9 protein-coding genes and 2 pseudogenes are annotated in these 19,356 nt (G+C 69.2%); 5 read left to right on the top strand and 6 right to left on the bottom strand.

Features of this window, described 5'->3' with window-relative positions:
- Positions 1-91: 91 nt before the first annotated feature.
- A pseudogene (locus ACZ52R_RS42285) lies at positions 92-1,783 on the top strand (Hsp70 family protein); the annotation flags it as partial.
- Between the two features lie 466 nt (positions 1,784-2,249).
- Positions 2,250-5,897 (top strand): DUF4132 domain-containing protein, encoded by a 3,648-nt coding sequence (locus ACZ52R_RS42280; protein WP_465755461.1) that lies wholly within the window; start codon positions 2,250-2,252, stop codon positions 5,895-5,897.
- Between the two features lie 442 nt (positions 5,898-6,339).
- Here ACZ52R_RS42280 and ACZ52R_RS42275 read toward each other — a convergent pair whose 3' ends face one another.
- Positions 6,340-6,564, bottom strand: a complete 225-nt coding sequence (locus ACZ52R_RS42275) for a hypothetical protein (protein WP_465755460.1) — start codon at positions 6,562-6,564, stop codon at positions 6,340-6,342.
- Positions 6,565-6,633: 69 nt separating this feature from the next.
- Here ACZ52R_RS42275 and ACZ52R_RS42270 point away from each other — a divergent pair, with 69 nt between their 5' ends.
- The 3 genes and pseudogenes from ACZ52R_RS42270 to ACZ52R_RS42260 all read left to right on the top strand — a co-directional run.
- Positions 6,634-7,620: a hypothetical protein gene (locus ACZ52R_RS42270; protein ID WP_465755459.1), complete on the top strand. Its 987-nt coding sequence runs from the start codon at positions 6,634-6,636 to the stop codon at positions 7,618-7,620.
- Between the two features lie 27 nt (positions 7,621-7,647).
- A complete protein-coding gene (locus ACZ52R_RS42265) occupies positions 7,648-8,241 on the top strand; it encodes a hypothetical protein (protein ID WP_465755458.1) in 594 nt (197 codons plus the stop codon).
- Between the two features lie 123 nt (positions 8,242-8,364).
- Positions 8,365-8,505, top strand: a pseudogene (locus ACZ52R_RS42260) (exodeoxyribonuclease III); the annotation flags it as partial.
- Positions 8,506-8,840: 335 nt separating this feature from the next.
- On the opposite strand, the gene ACZ52R_RS42255 reads toward ACZ52R_RS42260, so the two are convergent.
- From ACZ52R_RS42255 to ACZ52R_RS42235, 5 genes are all read right to left on the bottom strand, one after another.
- Positions 8,841-10,109, bottom strand: a complete 1,269-nt coding sequence (locus tag ACZ52R_RS42255; RefSeq protein ID WP_465755457.1) for a TIGR02679 family protein — start codon at positions 10,107-10,109, stop codon at positions 8,841-8,843.
- Positions 10,106-14,413 carry a TIGR02680 family protein gene (locus tag ACZ52R_RS42250; protein ID WP_465755456.1) on the bottom strand — a complete coding sequence of 1,436 codons (4,308 nt, stop codon included), beginning with the start codon at positions 14,411-14,413 and terminating at the stop codon, positions 10,106-10,108. Before ACZ52R_RS42250 ends, ACZ52R_RS42255 begins: the two co-directional genes overlap by 4 nt.
- Complete coding sequence (locus ACZ52R_RS42245; RefSeq protein WP_465755455.1) at positions 14,410-15,840, bottom strand: DUF2398 family protein; 1,431 nt, start codon at positions 15,838-15,840, stop codon at positions 14,410-14,412. Before ACZ52R_RS42245 ends, ACZ52R_RS42250 begins: the two co-directional genes overlap by 4 nt.
- The gene (locus ACZ52R_RS42240) at positions 15,840-17,429 is read right to left on the bottom strand and encodes a TIGR02677 family protein (protein ID WP_465755454.1); all 1,590 of its coding nucleotides are present in this window, start codon (positions 17,427-17,429) and stop codon (positions 15,840-15,842) included. Before ACZ52R_RS42240 ends, ACZ52R_RS42245 begins: the two co-directional genes overlap by 1 nt.
- Before the next feature lie 442 nt (positions 17,430-17,871).
- Positions 17,872-18,471, bottom strand: coding sequence for a hypothetical protein (locus tag ACZ52R_RS42235; protein WP_465755453.1), 600 nt, complete (start codon positions 18,469-18,471; stop codon positions 17,872-17,874).
- Between the last annotated feature and the right edge of the window lie 885 nt (positions 18,472-19,356).

The raw sequence follows: 19,356 nt of genomic DNA, 5'->3' as shown, positions 1-19,356 counted from the left end.
GCAGTACCGCTCCGACATCCTCGACGGCTTCCTCACCGGAACCGGACTCTCCCTCGACCTCCCACCGCCATCACCTTGAAGCGCCAAGGTCAGTAACGCGACCGGCGCGGCCCGGTTCCGTACGCGCGAGGCAGCCCGTGCCGCCGGAATCACGGTCCGCACGCTGCTGAACGAACCGACGGCAGCTGCCATCGCTTACGCCCACGAGATGGAGGTCGACGGCGAGTTCCTGGTCTTCGACTGGGGCGGCGGCACGATGGACGCCACCCTGCTCCTGCACGACGACGGATTCTTCGACGAAAAGGCGAGCCGAGGAGTGAGCCGCCTCGGCGGCCTGGAGATCGACGCTCGGCTGCGCAGCATGGTCCTCGACCGGGCGCCCGCTCGCGGGCGCTGGAGCGATTCAGAGAAGCGGATGTTCGCCCTTGACATTGAGCGGGCCAAGATCCTTCTCTCTCATCAAGAGTCGGTCTGCGTCCAGACGCCTGACGGTGCCCTCGTCGAGATCGGACAGGACGAGTTCTCCGAGGCCATCCAGGACCTCATCAGCCGTGCGCTCGATCCCGTGGAAGAATGCCTGGAGCAGGCCCGGATCGACCCCCGAGATCTCACTGCCGTACTGATGATCGGTGGCAGCAGCCAGATCCCAGCGGTACGCACCGCGGTCTCCGAAGCACTTGACTGCGAACTCGTTGATACCGCACTGTGTGACCCCATGACTGCGGTGGCCGAAGGAGCCGCGATCAGCGCGGCGGCCATGGACGGCGAGCTGAACAGCATCATCCGTGTGGTCAACACACACGCCCTCGGCACGATCACCAAGGACCGCGAGGGCAGGCGAGGATTCAGCGCCCTCATCGACCGGAACATGCGTCTACCCCAGCAACGCATGAAGTCATACGAACCGCACAAGGACAACGTCTCCCGCCTGACCGTGGAGGTCTGGGAGGGAGACCCGGACCGCGATGTAGACCACCCGGACAACGTCAAACTGGCTGACCTCGTCCTCACGTACCCCCGGCCGTGCATAGGCGAGGACAGGGTCTTCGATCTGGAGTACACCTACAGCAAGGAAGGACTGCTGACCGTCAAGGCGACCCTTCAGAAGACCGGAGAGGTCGTCCTCAACGGAGAAGTGAAGGTGTTCGGCGACGGGAACGTCCTGCCGGAGGTAAAGAAGGAACTCGACCGCCTACTCACCCTCGCCCCGGCCGCCCGGCCCGCCGCCACGCCGACCCACCCGAAGCAAGCCCGGCCCAACGACCAGGGGGACGGGGCACCCAAGCCCACCCCGCCGCGATCCTCAACTCGTACAACCCACGCAAGCACCGAAGCTCCGCCGCTCATCGTGGACGGCTCCAACCTTGCTTGGAACGGCCGGCCCCCGCGCACAGCGGGCGGCAAGCCGAGCTTCGCGGCACTGGAGGCGGCGATCCGGTCACTGCGGTTCAAGCATCCCGACCGCGACATTCACATTGTGGTCGACGCCACACTGCGCCACGACGTGTCCGCCGACGAGCGCCTCCAGGTTGAGGCTGCCATCGCCAACGGGGAGGTTGTGCAGCCCCCGGCCGGGACCGAGGGCCGGGGCGACGCACTGGTGATCAGCATCGCTGAGGAGGTCAATGGGGTCATCATCTCCAACGACAACTTCGCCCCGTTCCAGAAGGCCAACCCTTGGCTCCGGAATGCGGGTCGGGTCCTTGGAGCCACCCACTCCAAGGGGGTGTGGGTCTTCAATTGGCGCGTACCGAATCCGGCAGCACCCATCCGGCCGAGGTGACGCGCTGAGAGTGTCGCCGATGTAGTGGTGGGGGCCGTGGCCGAAGCTACAGGAAGGCTCGGTCTCGCTGCGCCCGGCCTTCAGTGAGCAGCCGGTGCCGGGCATACGCTTCGTCCACGACCGCATCGTGGCGGAGGGCGAGGAGGTCTGGTCCCTGCTCGAAGCTGGGCCACGTCTGCGCCTGCGGCGAGGGCGCCCACATGGCCCCGACGTACGGGCCGCGTTCTGCACCCTCCACCTGAGCCATACCCCCAACGCACGGGAGGACGACGCCGAGACGTCGCTCCAGTCACCATCGACGCCGGCCGATACGTCCAGGACGTATACACCGCTCGCTGGGGCACGAGGCGCCGACGCACGGTGACTTCGGCGGGGGGTAAGTGCGGGGGCGGTCGGCCGGGGACTTGTCGGTGGGGCTCGCTAACGTTCGTCTCCTGATCATCGGTGCGAGGAGAGGGGCGGGGCTGTGCGGCGCTGGGAGTTCGTCGAGGGCGGCTCGGACAAGTTCTGGGAGGCCGCAGTCGACGGTGCCGCGGTGACCGTGCGGTACGGGCGGTCCGGTACGAACGGGCGGGAGCAGGTCAAGGCGTTCCCGACCGTGGAGCAGGCGCAGGCACACTTCGCCAAGGTGGTCGCCGAGAAGGAGCGCAAGGGCTACCGCGAGATCGGTGCGGCGGCGGGCACGGAGCCGGGTGCGGCGGCGGATCCGGTGTCCGTGGCGCAGCCCGTCGTGTCCGCGCCCACGGCCGGGGCCGCCGGTCCCGAGAACGAGGACGTCTTCGTCATGCCGGACGCCTGGCGTCGGGCCCTGATCCCGCGCCGGGGCGGCATTCCCCGGAAGCCGTCCGCGCCGGGGAAGGACGCGGTGGCCTCGTACCGCGACGGGCTGCGGCAGATGGGGGACTGGCTGGAGCAGACGCTCGCCTCGGAGCACAGCGACCCGGAGCTGGTCGCGGCCGCCCGCGCCCACCAGTCCGGCAGCCGGGGCCCGCTCGGTGCGGCGGTGCTCGCCGCCGTGTACGCATACCCGGCCAAGAACAAAATCAGCCTGGCCGTGGACGCCTGGGTGGCGGAGTTCGGCCTGCCGTTCGCGGCCAGGGCGACCGTCGAGCTGTTCACGACGGCCGTCGAGACCGACTGGATCCACCAGAGGTCCGTCCACCCCCGTGTCCGGCGCGGGGCCAACCAGCGGCACGGCGTGTACCGTCCTGCCGCGGACCGGGTCCGGTCGTTGCTGGCGGCCTGCGACGAAGAGACCCACCGCGCGGCGGTCGAGGCCCTGGCGGGCTGCCGCAACAGCCTGACCCGCCTGGTGGTGGCGGCGTACCTGGTGCCGTCCGAGACCGCCTGGGTCGAGACGTGCGTCGCGTCGGGGGGTTCCCGACTGGCCGCCGTCGAGTGGTCGATGCTGCTGTGCTCCCTCCCCTCGGCGGAACCGCTGGAGAAGCTCTCCAAGCTGCCTTGCCTGGGCTATGACGGATGGTCCACCGAGATCATCGCGACCGTGGCGGAGGGCCTCGGCGGCGACGCGGCACCGGTGATGCTGCACGACCTGACCACCAGCTACCACCACAAGGACGGCAAGAAGCGGATTCTGGACGCGCTCGCCGAGCTCCCCTCCGACGAGGGCTTCCGGGGGCTGCTGGCCCAGCAGGACGGCATCAAGTCCACCCGCGCCGCCCTCCTGGCCGGTCTGCGCCGCTTCCCCCGGCGCGCGCTGCGCCTGCTCGCCGAGGCCGCGGTGGCCTCCACCGACCCGGCTGCGCAGCAGCTCGCCCGGCAGCTCCTCACCGGCCACGTCGCCGTCCACCGTACGACCGCGCTCGAACTGCTGCCGGAGCTGACGCCCGAGCAGGCCGCCCTGGTCGAGCCGCTCACCGACCTCGGCGAGCGGGTGCCTGAGGTCGGCCCCGACACGCTGCCGGAGCTGTTCACCAACCCGCCGTGGACGCGGCCGCGCGCCGCGGGCAAGGCCCGCGCGCTGACGGGCCTCGCCGTGCCGCAGGAGTCGCAGATGCGGTGGCTGCCGGGTGAGCGCGAGGCGTGGGCGGCGAGCTCCGAGTCCTGGTACACGCACTGGTCGGACGAGGACTGGCAGCGGGTCGCGGCCACGATCCGGGCCAGGAACGGGCAGCCCTTGGACACGCGGCTCCACGGCGGACAGCACGCCGAGCTCGCGCTGTTCGCCTACGGCGACGAGGAGTTGGCCCGGCCCCTGCTCGCGCAGTGGCGCGTCGGCGAGCGCATCTGGCACTCCGGGGAGTCCCTGCGCCGGGTCGCCGCCCGCTTCGGGACGGACGCGGTCGAACCGATCCGGGCCGCCGCGGTGGGGAACCCGGCCACGCACGCGCCCCTGCTGCTTCCGTACCTGGACGCCCGGGTGGCCGAGACCATGACGGACTGGCTGATGCGCCTCAAGTCCGCGGGGAGCACTGCGCGTTCCTGGTTCGCCCGGCACGGCGTGGACGCGGCCCGGCTGCTGGTGCCCGCCGCGCTCGGGAAGGCCGGGGCGGCCCGGCTTGGCGCCGAGCAGGCCCTGCGGGTGGTCGCCGAGGCGCACGGCGCGGCGGCGGTTCGCGCGGTGGCCGCCGAGTACGGGCCGAAGGCGGAGGAGGCCGTGGGCGCACTGCTGTCGGCCGACCCGCTGGTGACCGCGCTCCCGGCAAAGCTGCCCCCGCCCTGCGACTGGGCGGAGCCGGTGATGCTGCCGCAGCTGCTGCTGCGCGGCGGCGAGGGCGCCCTCCCCGCCGAGGAGGTGCGTCACGTGCTCACCATGCTCGCGCTGTCCGCGCCGGGAGCGTTCTACCCCGGCCTCGACCAGGTCGAGGAGCTGTGCGAGCCGCAGTCGCTGACGGAGTTCTGCTGGGCGGTGTTCGAGCAGTGGCGGCTGGCCGGCATGCCGGCCCAGGACGGATGGGCGGTGCACGTGCTCGGCCGCTTCGGTGACGACGAAACGGTCCGCCGACTGACGCCGGTGCTCCGAGCCTGGCCGGGTGAGGGGGCGCACCACCGCGCGGTGGACGGACTGGAGGTGCTGGCCGCCATCGGCACCGACACGGCCCTGCTGCACCTGCACGGCATCGCACAGCGGGTGAAGTTCAAGGCGCTCAAGACCCGCGCCCAGGAGAAGATCTCCGAGGTGGCGGCCGGTCTGGGCCTGACCGGGGAGCAGCTGTCCGACCGCCTCGTCCCGGACTTCGGACTGGACGCCGACGGGACCACCGTCATCGACTACGGCACCCGGACGTTCACGGTCGGCTTCGACGAACAGCTCAAGCCGTACGTGCTGGACGCGGCCGGCGCCCGCCACAAGGACCTGCCCGCCCCGGGCGCGCGGGACGACGCCGAGCTGGCGCCCGCCGAGCGCAAGCGCTTCGCCGCACTCAAGAAGGACGTCCGCACAGCGGCGGCCGACCAAATCCGCCGCCTGGAGGAGGCGATGGTCACCCAACGCTCGTGGACAGCACAGGAGTTCGACCAGATCCTCGTCGGGCATCCGCTGCTGTGGCACCTGGTGCGCCGCCTGGTGTGGCTGTCCGAGACGGACGGCACGGTGACGGCGTTCCGCGTCGCCGAGGACCGCACCCTGGCTGACATCCGGGACGAGGCGTTCCCACTGCCGGCCACGGCCTCCGTCCGGCTGGCGCACCCGCTCCTGCTCGGTGACGGCCTCGCCGACTGGTCGGAGCTGTTCGCCGACTACGAAATCCTGCAGCCGTTCCGTCAGCTCGACCGCCCGGCGTACGCGCTGAGCGACGAGGAGCGGGTCGGCCACCGCCTGACCCGCTTCGAGAACGGTCCGGTGCTGCCCACCGTCCGACTGGTCGGCATGGAACGGCGCGGCTGGCGGCGCGGCAAGCCCCAGGACAACGGCGTCGAGCAGTGGCTCTCCCGCCGGGTCGGGCCCAACCTCTACGTGGTGATCGCCCCGGAGGAGGGCATCGCCATCGGCATGTTCGGCTCGTACCCCGAGCAACGGGTGGAAACGGTGTGGCTCGACAGGCGCCCGGGCGACTACTGGACCCGCAACCGCACCTTCCCGACCTTCGCCGAGCTCGACCCGGTGATCGCCTCGGAGGTGATCGCCGACCTCACCGAGCTGACCACACTGTGACCCCTCGCCGCCGCACCGACGACCACCCGGGAAAGCCGCCGCGACCACGACCACCGCCGAGGAGGAGCTCCAGCGACCGCCCGCGAGGTCCGGTACGCCGAGGAGCCGGCCGCGCTGCGCACAAAGGACCGCGACCACCGCCCGCCGGGCGGGGAGCTAAGCCTGCGCGCGGTCCGCTGGTTCATCGTCAGCGACGATACGGCCGGCATCGCCTGCAAGGTCGTCGGCAACCCGGCCCTGGTCGAGCGCGCGTTGGTGACCCTGGCCACCAACCGCGGCCTGCTGCTGGTCGGTGAGCCGGGCACCGCCAGGTGCGCCGAAAGGGGCCGAGCGCAATGTCGGCCCCGGAAGGTCCCCACCGGCCGCTCTTCCCCGGTCACTGCGGACGGTGGGCGGAGGCACTCGCATGCCTCCGCCCACCGTCCGGCGCGGGCCTGGCCGTTCAGCGACGGAAGCCGCGATGGGGGTCGCGGGCCGTGACGTTCCCGAACGGATCGAACCAGGCCTGCGCGCGCAGGTCGCCCATGCCGAGCTGTCGGTTGGCGTCGCCGTCGGGATCCTCGATGCCGTCTAAGCGGTCGCTGTAGAGCATGAGGACATCGGTGTCCTGGAAGAACATGTCCGTGCAGGCGTCGAAGTTGTAGTCGTCGCGGTGAACCGCGGACACCGGCGACAAATCCCGCACTGCACCGAGACCCGACGCCTGCGCGGGCTGTGCACGGAGACACCCGGCCGGATGAAGGTGGTCTTCGCCGGCCTGCACTCCGCCCAGCGGTTCACCCGGCTGGCCCGCAACGGACCGTTCAGCCACCTCGCCCAGACACCGACGGTCGTCGGCCCGCTCGCGCCGCAGTTCGCGGCCGACCTGCTGGTCGACCCGATGCGCGCCCTGGGATTCGAGTTCGTCGACGTCGACCTGGTCAACCGGGTGCTGGGCTTCTGCTCGTACCAGCCGTTCCTGCTGCAGATGTTCGGCAGCCGGCTGGTGGAGGTGATGCAGCAACGGCGGAACCGCGACACCGGTGGGCCGCCCTACGCGATCTCCGTCACCGATGTCGAGGCGGTCGAGTCGAACTCCTCTCTGCGGGCCGATATCACCGCCGCGTTCAAGGACACCCTGACGCTCGACGACCGGTATGACGTGATCGCGAACGTGCTCGCCCGCCAAGCCCGGGACAACGGGCTGGAGACCCGCCTGAGCGATGCCGAGCTCCGTGACGAGTGCGCGAGCTGGTGGCCGGACGGCTTCACCGGTCTCGACAGCGAGGGTTTCCGGGCCTACCTGCAGGAGATGGTCGGTCTCGGAATCCTCGCCCCGAACCACGACGGCCGAGGCTGGCACCTGCGCGGGCCGAACGCCCTGCGCATGATCGGCACCGCCCAGGAGGTGGAGAACCGCCTGCTCACCGCCTCCGACGAGTGCGAGCTGGAGGAGACCATCGTCCTCGAAGGCCGACCCGAACTGCCCGACAAGCGTAGCGCCCCGCTGACCGTCGCCCAGGTGGACGACCTGCTGGCCAGCGGCGTCAACCAGACCCGGGTGGTCTTCGGCACCCCCGCCACCGGCGTCGGCGATGTCGACAACACGCTCCGGTCGGTCACCAACCGGGTCGGCGGCTGGCAGCTGCCGCCGATCGGGCGCCCGTCCGCCTTCCGGCAGGCCCTCATGGAGGGACAGCCCAAGGAACGGCGTGTGATCGTGAGCGACCTGACGAAGAAGTAGACCGGCGATGACACCTGCCGTGATGCCGTGGCACTCGCCCGGACCCTCGTACCGGAGCGCACCGGCGTGACCCGAGCCGTCGTACTCATCCTCGGACTCTCCCAACTGCAGCTCTGGCGCGAACTGTTGAGAGGCGAAGAGGGAATCGAGTCGCTCGCCGTCTTCCTCCGCCGTCACGACCATCGCAGCCTGCGCGCCTGGGCGCAGCACAGCGACCTCTTCACCGCCGAGCGGGTGACCACATTGTACGAACTCACGGGCGGCTGGCCCGTCCTGGTGGACCGGGCGATCGACGTGCTCAAGGAGCTCGGGAACGAGGATGAGGCGCTGAACCGGCTGCGCGATGACCTGCAGCTGAAGGAATTCACCGCGGAGTTCCTCGACAGCGTCGGCCTCACCGCGGACCCGCTCCTCGCCGACGGCTACCGCGCCGTCGTCCAGCATTGCGGCACCGACTGGGCCGACGAGGCGCTCGTCCTCACCGCGATCGAACTCGCCGACCTGGACGCACCCGATGCCGAGTGGGTCCTGACCTGCCTGGGAGCGCTCCAGGCCTTCGACCGGGATGGCGGTCGGCTGCGGCTGGAACCGGTGCTGCACGACTGCTGGTCGCGCCGCTGATCCGACGATGCCGCCGAGGTGGGCCGCTCGCCGCGAGCGGCCCGCCTCTGTCCTTCCCGTACCGGCTACGGTCGGCCCGAATTCTCGAACCGGTGGACCTTTTTGGAAAGGGTGTCGTTCCGATGGCGGATCGACCTGATTTGTACGACGGAGGGTATCGCCCGCCGCTGCACGGAGGCATACGTCGAGCGGGCGGCCACCCACGCCGACCGCTGGTCCGACCACGCCCCCGTCACCGCCGAGTTCGACTTCGACGTTAACTGACCTGCATATTCCTATAGTTGACGAACAAGCAAAAATCGAGCCCTGGGATGACCGCATGACATCAGTCCAGGGCTCGCTAGCATCGACTCACGTGGCCTGTGCTCGCGCCTGATCGGCTCCGCGGGCAACGGGTCAATGGCGAATCGACCTGCTTTGTAGAACTTTCGGCACCGCCACCAGGCTGGCAGGCCTACGCCGGGCGGCCGTCCTTCCACCCCGAGCGGTGGGTTTACCACGCTCCATGAACGTCGCCTACCCTCCCGACAGCGTCGTGCATGCGGTTCAGCCGCTTCTTGGCACCGTCTTCCCAAAAGGCACAACTGACTGGCGCGTTCTTACCAGGAAGGATCTTGGGCCAGATCGTCAAGCAGGTTGTCTGCGACGGCTTCTTCGTAGAGGGTCTGGTTGGTGCGTTGCATGGCCTCGGCGAGCTGCGGATCCCATGGGGTCGGATGGGGCTTGCCGCTGAGCGAAATGCGGTCGTCCTCGCCGGTGGCAGAGGCGCCGGCCAGATAGTCGCTGGCGGTCATGCGCCAGGGGCGGGCCCGGTAGCGGTTGATGAGCTGGTTGGTCATGTCGATGCCGGGCCAGTCGAAGTCACCGTGGTAGCAGAGCGTTCCCCCACCTCGGCTGATTGCACGGGCGAGGCGGTGGAACGCGGTTGAGGGTCGCCCTTCGGTGCAGACAAGCGGTGGGCTCGTCGGGCCGAGTTCTCCGGCGGCCCGTCGTAGGACGGCGGGGTTCTCGCATGCGTAGACGATCGGCTGGTTGACGGAGATCGGCAGGGTGACGAGCTGATGGAGGGAGATATGGAAGGGTGTGCCGTGGCGGGCCGCGCCCGTGAGCCATTCGCCCAGGCCTTCGCCGTCAGCGGGCAGGTTGAGCACCAGAACACGGCTGGCGAGGTCGTCAACGATCACGTCGAAGGCGTCCCAGAGGTCGCGGCGCGCCTCGGCGCCGCTCGCGAGGGTGGTGTCCTTCGCGATAGCCAGGGCGCGGAGCACCAGGGTCGGGAGAGCACCGCTGCCGTGGTTGAGGGCTTTGGTGTCACCGGTGGTCGCTTCGGCAAGGGCTGGGAGCATGAGCGGTGGCGCGTTGCCTGGGCGCGTGTGCAGGTGCTCGAGGACGCGGATGGCGCGGGTCAGCGCGGCGCCGTCGTTCTTGTTGACGAGGCTGGTGAGGGTGCCGTCTGTTGTGATCACGGTGAGCCAGCTTCGGTACCACGACTGCTGTTCGTGGAGCGGGCTGGCTTCGGCGGCGGCAGCCAGTTCTGCTCGCGCCCGACCCTGCGCTTGCTTCTGTCCCGGGCGATCGACGAGCGGCCCTCCGAAGCGTGTGAGGAGGGATGCCAGTGGAGCGCCGGTGGCAGCCTGGATGGCCGCTGCGAGGTCGGCGAGCTTCACCGTGATCCTGGCGATGCCCGGTGGCCGGTAGCTGCCCGTGATGCCGATCAGTGCCTCGCGTTCGGCGTCGGTGGGGGCCGTGATGCTCACCGAGCCGTCGAGCCGGCCACCGGTGCGTTCGAGAGAGCGGCGCGCTGCCGCCAGCAGCCGCTGGTACTCGGGGCCGCCGTAGAGGTCCTGCGGGTCTGCCGGTGTCGTCATTCCTCGTCGTCCTGTCCTTCGGTGAGGTCGTCGAGGTCGGTGTCGGGGTTGAGGTCGGTGAGGAGGCCGTCACTGACGGGCGCGTGGCGGCGAGGTGTGAACCCGAGGATGTCTGCGGCCAGTTCGTCGGAGCCCGGGTAGCCGAGGTCGTCGTGGATCTGTTCGCCGTCCCAGAGCATGAGCATGGCGGAGACGGTGTGGGTGGCTTCGTCGTGGAGCATGTCGTAGTGCGAGATGCGCGGGACCGACGGGTAGGTGATCCACAGGTCGTGGCCGGTCATGAAGAGGTCGAGGTCGAACTTGACGGTCAGGGCGAGGAGGTCGGGGCGGTAGCGCTCGTCGATTCCGGCGAATGCCTCGTCCAGCGCGATCAGGCGCGGGCATGTGGGGTGGGCTGAGCCGTACTGGGCGTTGGCGGCGGCGAAGAGCGGCAGGTGGATGGAGGCGGACTTCTCACCGCCGGACATTTGGCTGTGCTTGGAGCGGGTGAGCTTCTCTTCCTTTCCTCCGGGGCGGGAAAGGAGCAGCTCGAACCGGCGCCAGGATCGGTAGTCGAGGACCTGGGAGATGATCTGCTGGTAGGTCTTGCGGCGGTCGCGGGCTTGTGCGGCCCGGATCTGGCTGCGCAGGTGGGAGCGGAGTTCGGCGAGCCCTGCGGGCCCCAGTGCCCTGGCGTCCTTCTCGAGGAGCTTGTTGACGGCACGCTGGGAGTCGGTCAGGTTGTCCGACTGGACCCAGCGGATTCCGACCCTGGTTCCGGAGGACATGGGTTTGGCCCGGGTGTCGGCGTCCATGTCCCTGACGAGGTCGCGTGCTTCGATGGTCCGGGAGTGGACTTGTTGGGCGAGGCCGGTGAGGAGGGTGTCCTCGAGCACGGTTCGCTCACGTTCTTCCAGGAGTACCTTCTGGTCGGCCACTTGTTCGGCCAGGCGGGCGGCGAAGTCAACGATGGGCGCGGGACCGTCGTTGTCGCGGACGCGGGCGAGGATGATGTCGCCGTCGGGTTCCCATTCGAAGTGGTATCCCTGGTCGGAGGATGCAAGGGCGCTCTCGAGTGTGCTGAGGGCAGTGGACAGTTTGCTGGCGGTGCTCTTGAGGGCGCTGTCGGTGGCTGTCCGGCCGCGGGTGGCCTCGTCGAGGGCGTCATGGAGGGCACACGTGGTATCGGGGAGGGCGCCGCGGGCTCCGGCTTCGGGGGTGAGGTCGGTGCTCGGGGCGGTGAGCCGCACCATAAGATCCTCTGCGGCCTGATCGGCTGTCGGCCACAGCTCGGTGGGTGTCCAGTTGCTGTTGGTGTTCGCGCCCAGGACGCGGAGCAGGTCGGGCCTGCTGTACGGCTGGAGGGCGGCTGCCGTGCGCAGTTGTTCGGCAAGTGCCGTGGCGAGGGCCTCGTGGAGGTACTGGAGGGCCTTGTCGGCGCCGGCGAGTGCGAGCTGCTGGGCTGAGTGGTCCTTGTCGGCTTGCCGGTAGGCGTTCTGAGCGTCCTCGAGCTGCCGCTTCAGGGTGTTGATCTCTTCGTGGATCCGGCGCAGCGGTGCGCCGAGGGTCTCTTCCTGTTTCCGGAGGCGCTCGGCCAGCGCCGTGTGGTCGATACGTCGCTCTTCCAGCGCCTCCGCCTGTTCCTGGCAGGCGGCGGTCTGCTCGTCGACGGTGCTGCGTCGGTCGGTGAGGTCTTTGCGCAGGTCGGTGATGCTGCTCCTGGTTGTCTCCAGGGCGGCTGCGGCGGTGGTGAGGTCGCGAAGGGCGAGGTCGACGGCCTTGAGGCCTTCGGTGTCGGTGGGAAGCTTCAGGGCTGCTGCGCTCTTGTGGAGTTGGCGCTTGCGCTCGTGGGCTTCCGCGATGGCGTTGTCGAGTGCCTTGCTGGCGGTGGTGAGCCGGCTTCGGGCGTCGGTCGCCTTGTTGGCGGCGATGACCACCTGTTGGGCTGCGGTGACGATGCCGGTGGTGCTCGGCAGTTGGGCGCGGGCTGTTGCGAAGGCCGCGAGGTTTCCGGCCGCGTGCTGGAGGTCGGCGGTCAAGGTCTTCAGGGTGCTTTCGAGGCCGGCGATGGCGGCGTCGTAGGCGTTGAGCCGCTCGCGGCGGCGGGCGGCGCGTGCTGTCGCTCCGATGTACTCGGGCTGGTGCTTGGGGTGGGCGCCGCAGTGGACCCCGAGGGAGAACTGGCCGCGGGTGCTGACGGTTGCGGCCGAGTCGTGGTGGGTGCCTGGGTTCGGCATGGCGAGGTCGTCGGTGAGGGCGATGGAGGCGAGGACGGCGCTGATGGCCTGCGCCTCGACATGTTCCTGCTCTTCTGGGACGAGGACGTCGGCGAGGGTGCGGCCGGAAGGGCGGTGTTCGGGGGGAAGCGGGTACAGGAAGCCGTCGGCCTCCTGGTCGGCGACGGCCTGGCGTGTGGCGCTGGGGTGCGGGTGTACCCATGCCGTGAGCAGGCCCGCGCCGTACAGGGCGCCTTCGAGCGCGGCCGTGTGCTCGGGGCTCGGGTGCTCGGCGAAGCGGACGAGCTGCCACAGCGGCGCGCCGGGGCGGTCGGTTCGGTTGGCGGGGCGCAGGTCGCTGGGAGGCGGGGCGTCGTCGCGTTGCGCGGCCACGCTTGCACGTTCGGCCCGTGTGGTCTCCAGCGTGGTGTTGGTCTCGTCGTACCGGAGTTGGAGTGCATCCTGGTGTCGGCGGGCCTGGGTGCGGCGCTCGTCGGTGGCGTTGTGAAAGACCTCCTGCAGGGAGGTTGCGCCGGGCTCGTCGGCCGTTGCCAGGGCTCGGGCGAGAAGAGCGGTGTCCTCCGGTCCGAGTACGGCGTGCGGGTCGGCGCCCATCCAGCGGTTGGTGAATGCTGCCAGCTCGGCGGCTGCCTGCGTTCGCGAGTCAGCCAGCGCTCGGGCTGCTGTGTCGCTTTCGAGTTCGCACTCGGCAACCTCGGTCTCGGCCTTGTCGAGGGCGTCTTGGGCGGTCTTCTGCGCGCCGGCCGCGTCCTGGTAGCGGCTCAGGTGGCTTTGGACGACTCCGATGTCGTGACGCCGGGTGGTGGCTCGGGCGGCGGCTTGGGTCCTGACGTCCTCGGCCAGGTCGAGCGGGTCGTCGTCAATCGGGATGCCCGCGTGACGGGCGTGTTCAAGCAGCGCGGTGACGTGCCGGTCCGCGGTCTTCTCCGCTGTGTCCAGCCTTTCGGCGAGGAGGTCGGCTTCCTCTCCGAGCTTGGCTACGTGCTTCTGGGCCCCTTCGAGGTTGGTCGTGCTTTCCTGGATGGTGCGTTCTTCCGCGCTGACGCGGGCGCGTAGCTCGTCGAGGTCCCGATCGCCCTTGATCGCTTCGTGGTTCTTGAGGCCGTCCAGTTGGGCCTGGGTCTTCTTCGCCGTCTCCGCTGCCGTGTTCCGTTCGGCCTGGGCCTTGGCCAGGGCCGCGGTGGCGTCTCGTCGCTGCTGGGCGGTGTCGGTGATCTTCTGGCAGTGCCCGGCCGTGGCCCGGAGCCGCTCGGTGATCTGGTCGCTTCGGTGACGCGCGTGGACGCGGATGTAGGCGGTGTACTCGCGCAGGAAGTCCTGGACGGCCGTGTCTGCGCCGATCAGTGCGTCGAGGACGTCCTGGATCTCCGCGAGGTTCTCGAAGTCACCGGCGGCCTGCTTGATCAGGTGCTCGTCGAGCGGGCGCAGGCCTGCGGTGAGGGTGGCGGAGAGCTTGTCGGGGTCGAGGTCTTTGGCGAGTAGTGGGCGGCGCAGCTGCAGGAGGAGGTTGATGAGCTGGGCGTAACGTTCGCGGCCGAGTCCGAAGAGGCGATCGTCGATGGCGTCTCGGTAGGCGGTGCTGGTGGCGTGGAGGGCGTCCTTGCCGATGAGCTTTTCCAGCTCCGTCTTGCGGAGCGGGCGGGAGTCTGCGGTGAGGAGGCCGAAGTCGACGCCGACGCGGCCGTCGGTGACGAAGAAGACGCGGCCGGGGCGCTCTTTCGCCTTGTGGGCGAGGAGACCGATGCCGATGGTGACAGCCTCGAGGAGTCGGCCTTCGGGGGTCGAGCGGGTGAATTCCATCCACACGTAGCCGAAGTTGGACTCCTGGCCGCGGTAGAGCAGGTTGGACTTCATGGTGCGTTCTTCGCCGCTGAACGGGTCGAGGCGGCGGGCGTCGATGCTGCCGTCGAGGACAAGGGGGAAGAGGACTTCGAGGGCTTTGGTCTTGCCGGATCCGTTGTGGCCGCGCAGCACCAGGCGGCCGTCGGCGAAGACGAACTCCTCGTCGTCGTAGTCCCACAGGCCGATGATGCCGGCGCGGGACGGCTTGAAGCGGATGGTGGTGTCGCCGGCGGTGGGAGTGGTCATCGGGTGACGTCCTCGGGTGCGCTGAAGTCGAAGACGAACTGGCCGTCGACGCTCGGGTTGGGGAGGGCTGCGGTGATGTTGCGGTAGCGGCCGGCGGCGGGGCGGATGAGGATTCCGCCGGGGACGCGGTGGACCAGGCGCAGGTCCGCGAGAAGAGTGATCGCTTCGTCCAGGAGGCCGACGGGGTCGGCCTGCCATTTACTGGTGAAGGAGGACGGCCCGAACTCCTCGTAGAGTTCGGTGATCATTTCCTCCAGCCGGGCCTGTTCGACGAGAGTCGCGGTCGCCGGCGGGTGTGGCGGCTGCGGGTCGTCGACGTACCCGGCCACGGGTGGGTGCTGTCCGGGGGCGGGTGAGTCGTCGGCGAGGGCGGTCAGGGTGGCTGTGTGGGGCAGGGCGACGTCGATGTGGGCGATGAGGGCGTGGTGTTCGTCGACGGGGTCGGGCGCGGGAAGCCGGCTGAGTCTGCCCGCTTGAGTGGGGTCTTCTTGCAGGTCGGCGATTTTGGCGAGGAGCAGGCCGGCGGTGCGGTTGATCGCGCCGCCTCGTCCGGGGAAGCGTTTATCGGTGAAGTGTCCGGTCGTGTCGACCAGCATGATGCCTTCGGCACGGCGTTCGATCTTCAGGCCGGTGAACCGTGTGAGGTCTTCCACCAGTGCGGGCTGGCGCAGAGCGCCGGCCATCTCGGGGTCGGTGTCGGCGTAGTAGACCACCGGGTGCTCGATGACGGCACGGCGAGCGCGCTGGGCGGCGTAACGTCGGCGGGCGTCGCGGCCGGTACCGGTCGGCGCGGATTCGAGGAGGCCGGCCACGCTGGTGAGGTGCTGAAGGGGCTTGCCGGGCTTGAACAGTGCCGCGCACAGGCTTTGGTCGATGTCGTAGAGCGCGTCGCCGCGTTCGTGGTCCCGGGCCCAGTGCTGGGTGGAGCCGTCGGACAGGCGCAGGGCTCCGCGGTTGACGAGCCAATCGATGACATCGACGACGGCGTCCTTGTGTCCCGGGACGGTGGGGTCGAAGCCCAGGTGCTCGATGGTGTTGGCGTACGGGGTGAGTTCCCGCACGAGGTCGGCGAGGTTGATCTCGATGCGTGAGTGGTTCAGGCAGGCGAGGACCAGGCAGAGGTAGGCGAGGCGGCGCCGGTCGAAGGGCCGCTTGCTGCTGCCGGCCGCAGTGAAGTCCTGGCTGCCGTCGAGGCTGTCGAGGCGGCGGGTCAGCCGGGCGTGGTAGGAGGTGGTGTGCAGGGTGTAGCCCAGAAGGGAGCGGAAGTCCTTCGCCAGCTCGTCGGCCCAGGGTAGTACGGAGGCCAGTGCGCCCTTCCGTGGATAGCTGTCGGTGACAAGGCTGTACAGCAGCATCAGGCGCGCTGCCTGCTGGTAGGAGCCGAGCTGGGCAGTCTCGACGGTGGCGGCGACGCGGTGTGTTGTCATCAGCTGGGCTCCCCGGTGCGGGTGCTTCGGCGGGCCGGGGTGATCTCCAGGTGGAACCCGGGGAGGTGCAGGGTTCCGTTGACGGTCCGCAGTCGACTGCCTCTCTGGTCGGGGATCAGGCGCAGCGTCATGACGTCGCTGGCTCCGGTTGACGGGTGCAGGCGGCCGGCTACCACGGTGCGGCTCTCCAGGGCGCGGGTGAGCAGTTTCAGTACCGCCCGTGTCTCTGCTTCGTCGAGGATCCTGTCGTGGGCGCCGTGCTCGAGCAGTCCGCTCGCGGCGGCTCTCTCCGCGGCCCGGCTCTGGAGATGCTTCTGCCGCAGCGGTGCGCGGATTCCTCGGCTGGTGCGCACCGGTTGCGGCCCGCCGGGGGTGGGGCGTTTGCCGTGCTTGAACAGGCTGACGCTGATCTCGACGCCGGGAGCGTCCCACCAGGTGGAGCGGCTGGAGATCTGGTCGTCATCGTCGTGGGCCCCGGCCAGGTGGCGCACGGAGCGCATGTCGAACGCTGCGGCCATCAGCGCGTTCGCCGCCTGCTGGTCCGGGGCTTCGGCGACCCAGGCCGCCAGGTGGCGGAGCTGGGTGGTGCGGCTGACGCCAGTGCGCCGGGATTCGGTGACCTGCCGCAGGAGAGCGATGACGCCGGAGATCGCGTCGCGGGTGGCGCTCTGCAGCTGGACGGCCTTCGGTTCAGCGGGATACTCGGCGACGAACCACTGGCGCAGCCCCGTCCAGCGTCGTCGCCAGTCTTCCCTGCGGGCGGCCACGCTCATCATGGGCCGCCCGTCGACGTCGGCAACGCGGTCTAGCATCGTTTCGATGCCACTGTCCTCGACCTCGCGGACCGCGTCGAGCAGGCGGGGGGTGTAACGCTCGAGCTCCGCCGAGAAGTCGCTCATGTGTGCGAGCAGGGTGTGTTTGTGGCGCAGGAACGTCTCGGGCGAGATGTCGGTGGTGCGTGCCACGTCGTTCAGCGTGAGGTAAAACCGGGCGGAGCGCTGGGTCATGTCTTCCAGGACCGCGTCCAGTCGGGAGAGTTTCCGGTAGATCTCCTCGCGGTCCGCGCTGCGGTTCGCCGCCGCCAGGGCCGTCAGGTCAGCGAAGATGTCGGCGAAGACGAGCCGCGAAAGGTTGGCGTCTTCCACTCGGGCCCCGATCACCGCCTCCACCGCCGTGTAGGCCCGGTATCCGATCTCCGTGAACTGGTAGACCGACTGCCGGTTGCGGTACGCGGCAAGCGTTCCGGCGCGGGATGCGTCCTCGACCCGGTGAAGGACCTTGCCGCCTTCTCGTCCCCGGTCCTGCTCACCCGAGAGAACATCCAGCATGTTCCTCAGGTTCAGATCGCCAGGTGCCGGCACATCGGCGTGCGTCTCGCCGAATTCGGTCAGCGCTCGGGCCACATCAGCTGTATGAACCTGCACCTGGTGGACCGCACGCAGGACGTTCATCGCCCTCAAGACCCACAAGTAGGCCGTCGAGTCGTCGCGTTGGGTGAAGTTGAAGAGTTTGAGCCGGTCTCCCACTGCGAGCGAGTCGAGGTCGAATGGTGTCAACGCCGTGTCGCTCGGACCTTCGTGTTCTGCCATCCAGGCCACTTCCCCTTCCCTCGTCGGCATCCCGCTCAACGGTGGCATGCCCCAGTGACATTCACGGCCCGGTCAGGCCATCAGCAACCAGAAGAATCCGGGTAGCGCTCGATGCGAGAGCTGGCTCCGCATGCCGCTCGATGCCCATGACCACCGCGTGCTCGACAGAGACTCACACCCTCCGCTCGCATCTCCCCGTCCCGAGCCAGCGCATGATCCGTACCGTAACCGCTGGCACCGGCAGTGCGCCGGGAGTTCACCCAACCGGCAGGCTGGCCAGCCAACTTCACGCACGGGTCGCAGGCCACAACGGGGCGGCTGCGCGAAGAAGGGAAGATCGCCTGGGGACGAAACGGAGAGGGGTGCCGGTGACGGCTGACGGGCGCCCTTTCCCCGCGGAGCGTCGGCGACCTGCGGCCCGGCACTCAGGCTACGGCTGTCGTCACGCGGCATCCGGCAGCTGCTCCGACGACATCGCCGGTTCGCTCACGAGCTGGAACCCGCAGTCTCCCGGACGCCGACCCAGCCTCTGCAGCGTCAGGGCTGCGAGCAATCCGGCCCCGGGCCCGCTCACGGGAGAGCGCTGAGTCCCGACGAAGAAGATGCCGTCCACGTTCGGCTCGGCGCCACCCAGGTCGCCTCCGGAGGCGAGCGCGACACAGAAGCCCCACAGCTCGGCACGCAGCCCGCTCGGCAAGCTGGGGTCGACGTAGACGAGCGGACGGCTCTCGCCGTCCTTGTCGTAGCCGAAGGCGACCGCGGCGCCGATGCCCTCGGGCAATGCGGGCGCATCCGAGGGCAGCTCCTCGGCCAGACCATGGTGGCGATCAACGATGATCGCCTTCAACTCGTCGATCACCTCCTCGTCGGTGCGCCAGCCACGCAGCGGGGCCCAGCGGCTCTCCTCGTAGAGCGCCTCGATGTCCGCTGCAGTGTGCCGGTCAGCGTCGGCAACCGCGTCAGCCACTGTGCCTTCGCGCTTTCTGGGGACGCTGAGGATTTCGAACTCGCCGTCGGACTCGAACGCTGGCGCGGCACACATGCCGGTGCCGGCTTCCCGAGGTAGTACCCGATGAGCTTGCGGATGAGTCGCGAGAGGTCCTGGTCCGTCTGACCGGGTCGCACGTAGATGTGCAGGCCGCTCGACGGATCGCCGAGCATCGCGCCGCGCGCGTTGTATGGCATCGCCGCTTCGCGAACGGTGGCGTTCAAGAGGTCCAGAAGGACCTCCAGCGGCAGGGCCCAGGCGTCGTGTGCGCGCAGCACATCGGCCCGCTCGCAGACCTGCGGCTCCTTCGAGGTTGTACGGCCCTCGGAGGCTCGCGGCTCGAGGCTGGTGACATTTTCGGCCATGTCGTGTCCCTTCATCGCAGTGGCCATCAATGAATCCACTTTCTGCACCACCGACGTGCTGCATGGCCTAATCTGGAGAAGCGTGTTCAGCTGCGCTCTGACCCCGCCAAGCTCCGGGAGCATTCCTCGGTTGCCGTCGGAGGATTAAGATCGCGTGGGGACCGGCTGTTCGATCTACCAGCTACCGAGTTCGCCACCGGGCAGGCCGAGGTTCTCGCTCTGCTCTGAGCGTGAACCTAACCGGCTCGGACAATATGCTCGTCGCCGAATCGAGGTTCACGAGCCTGGCAGCGAGTGTGGCCATGGCCAGGCGCTCGGGGAGTGCCTCGTGGAACTTCAGACCACACATGGCCTGCCTTCACATCGACATCGGGCAGGCACAGCCGTGCGGCCGCGTCGGCCGTGCCTTGCCTTCCACATCTGCGGAGCGAGGTCGGCGCGTAGGCACAGGCATGGGCCGACGAGGGTGGCTTTGAGTGGCCCCCTCTCTGCCAGCCTTGGGTGAGACATCCCGCTTTGTCGGGTTAGCCTGAGAGGGCCCGAGTAGGAGTTCCACCCCTGATGACCAGCACCA

The organism is Kitasatospora sp. NPDC034023 (assembly GCF_055575795.1).
This window is presented reverse-complemented; position numbering and strand designations above follow the sequence as displayed.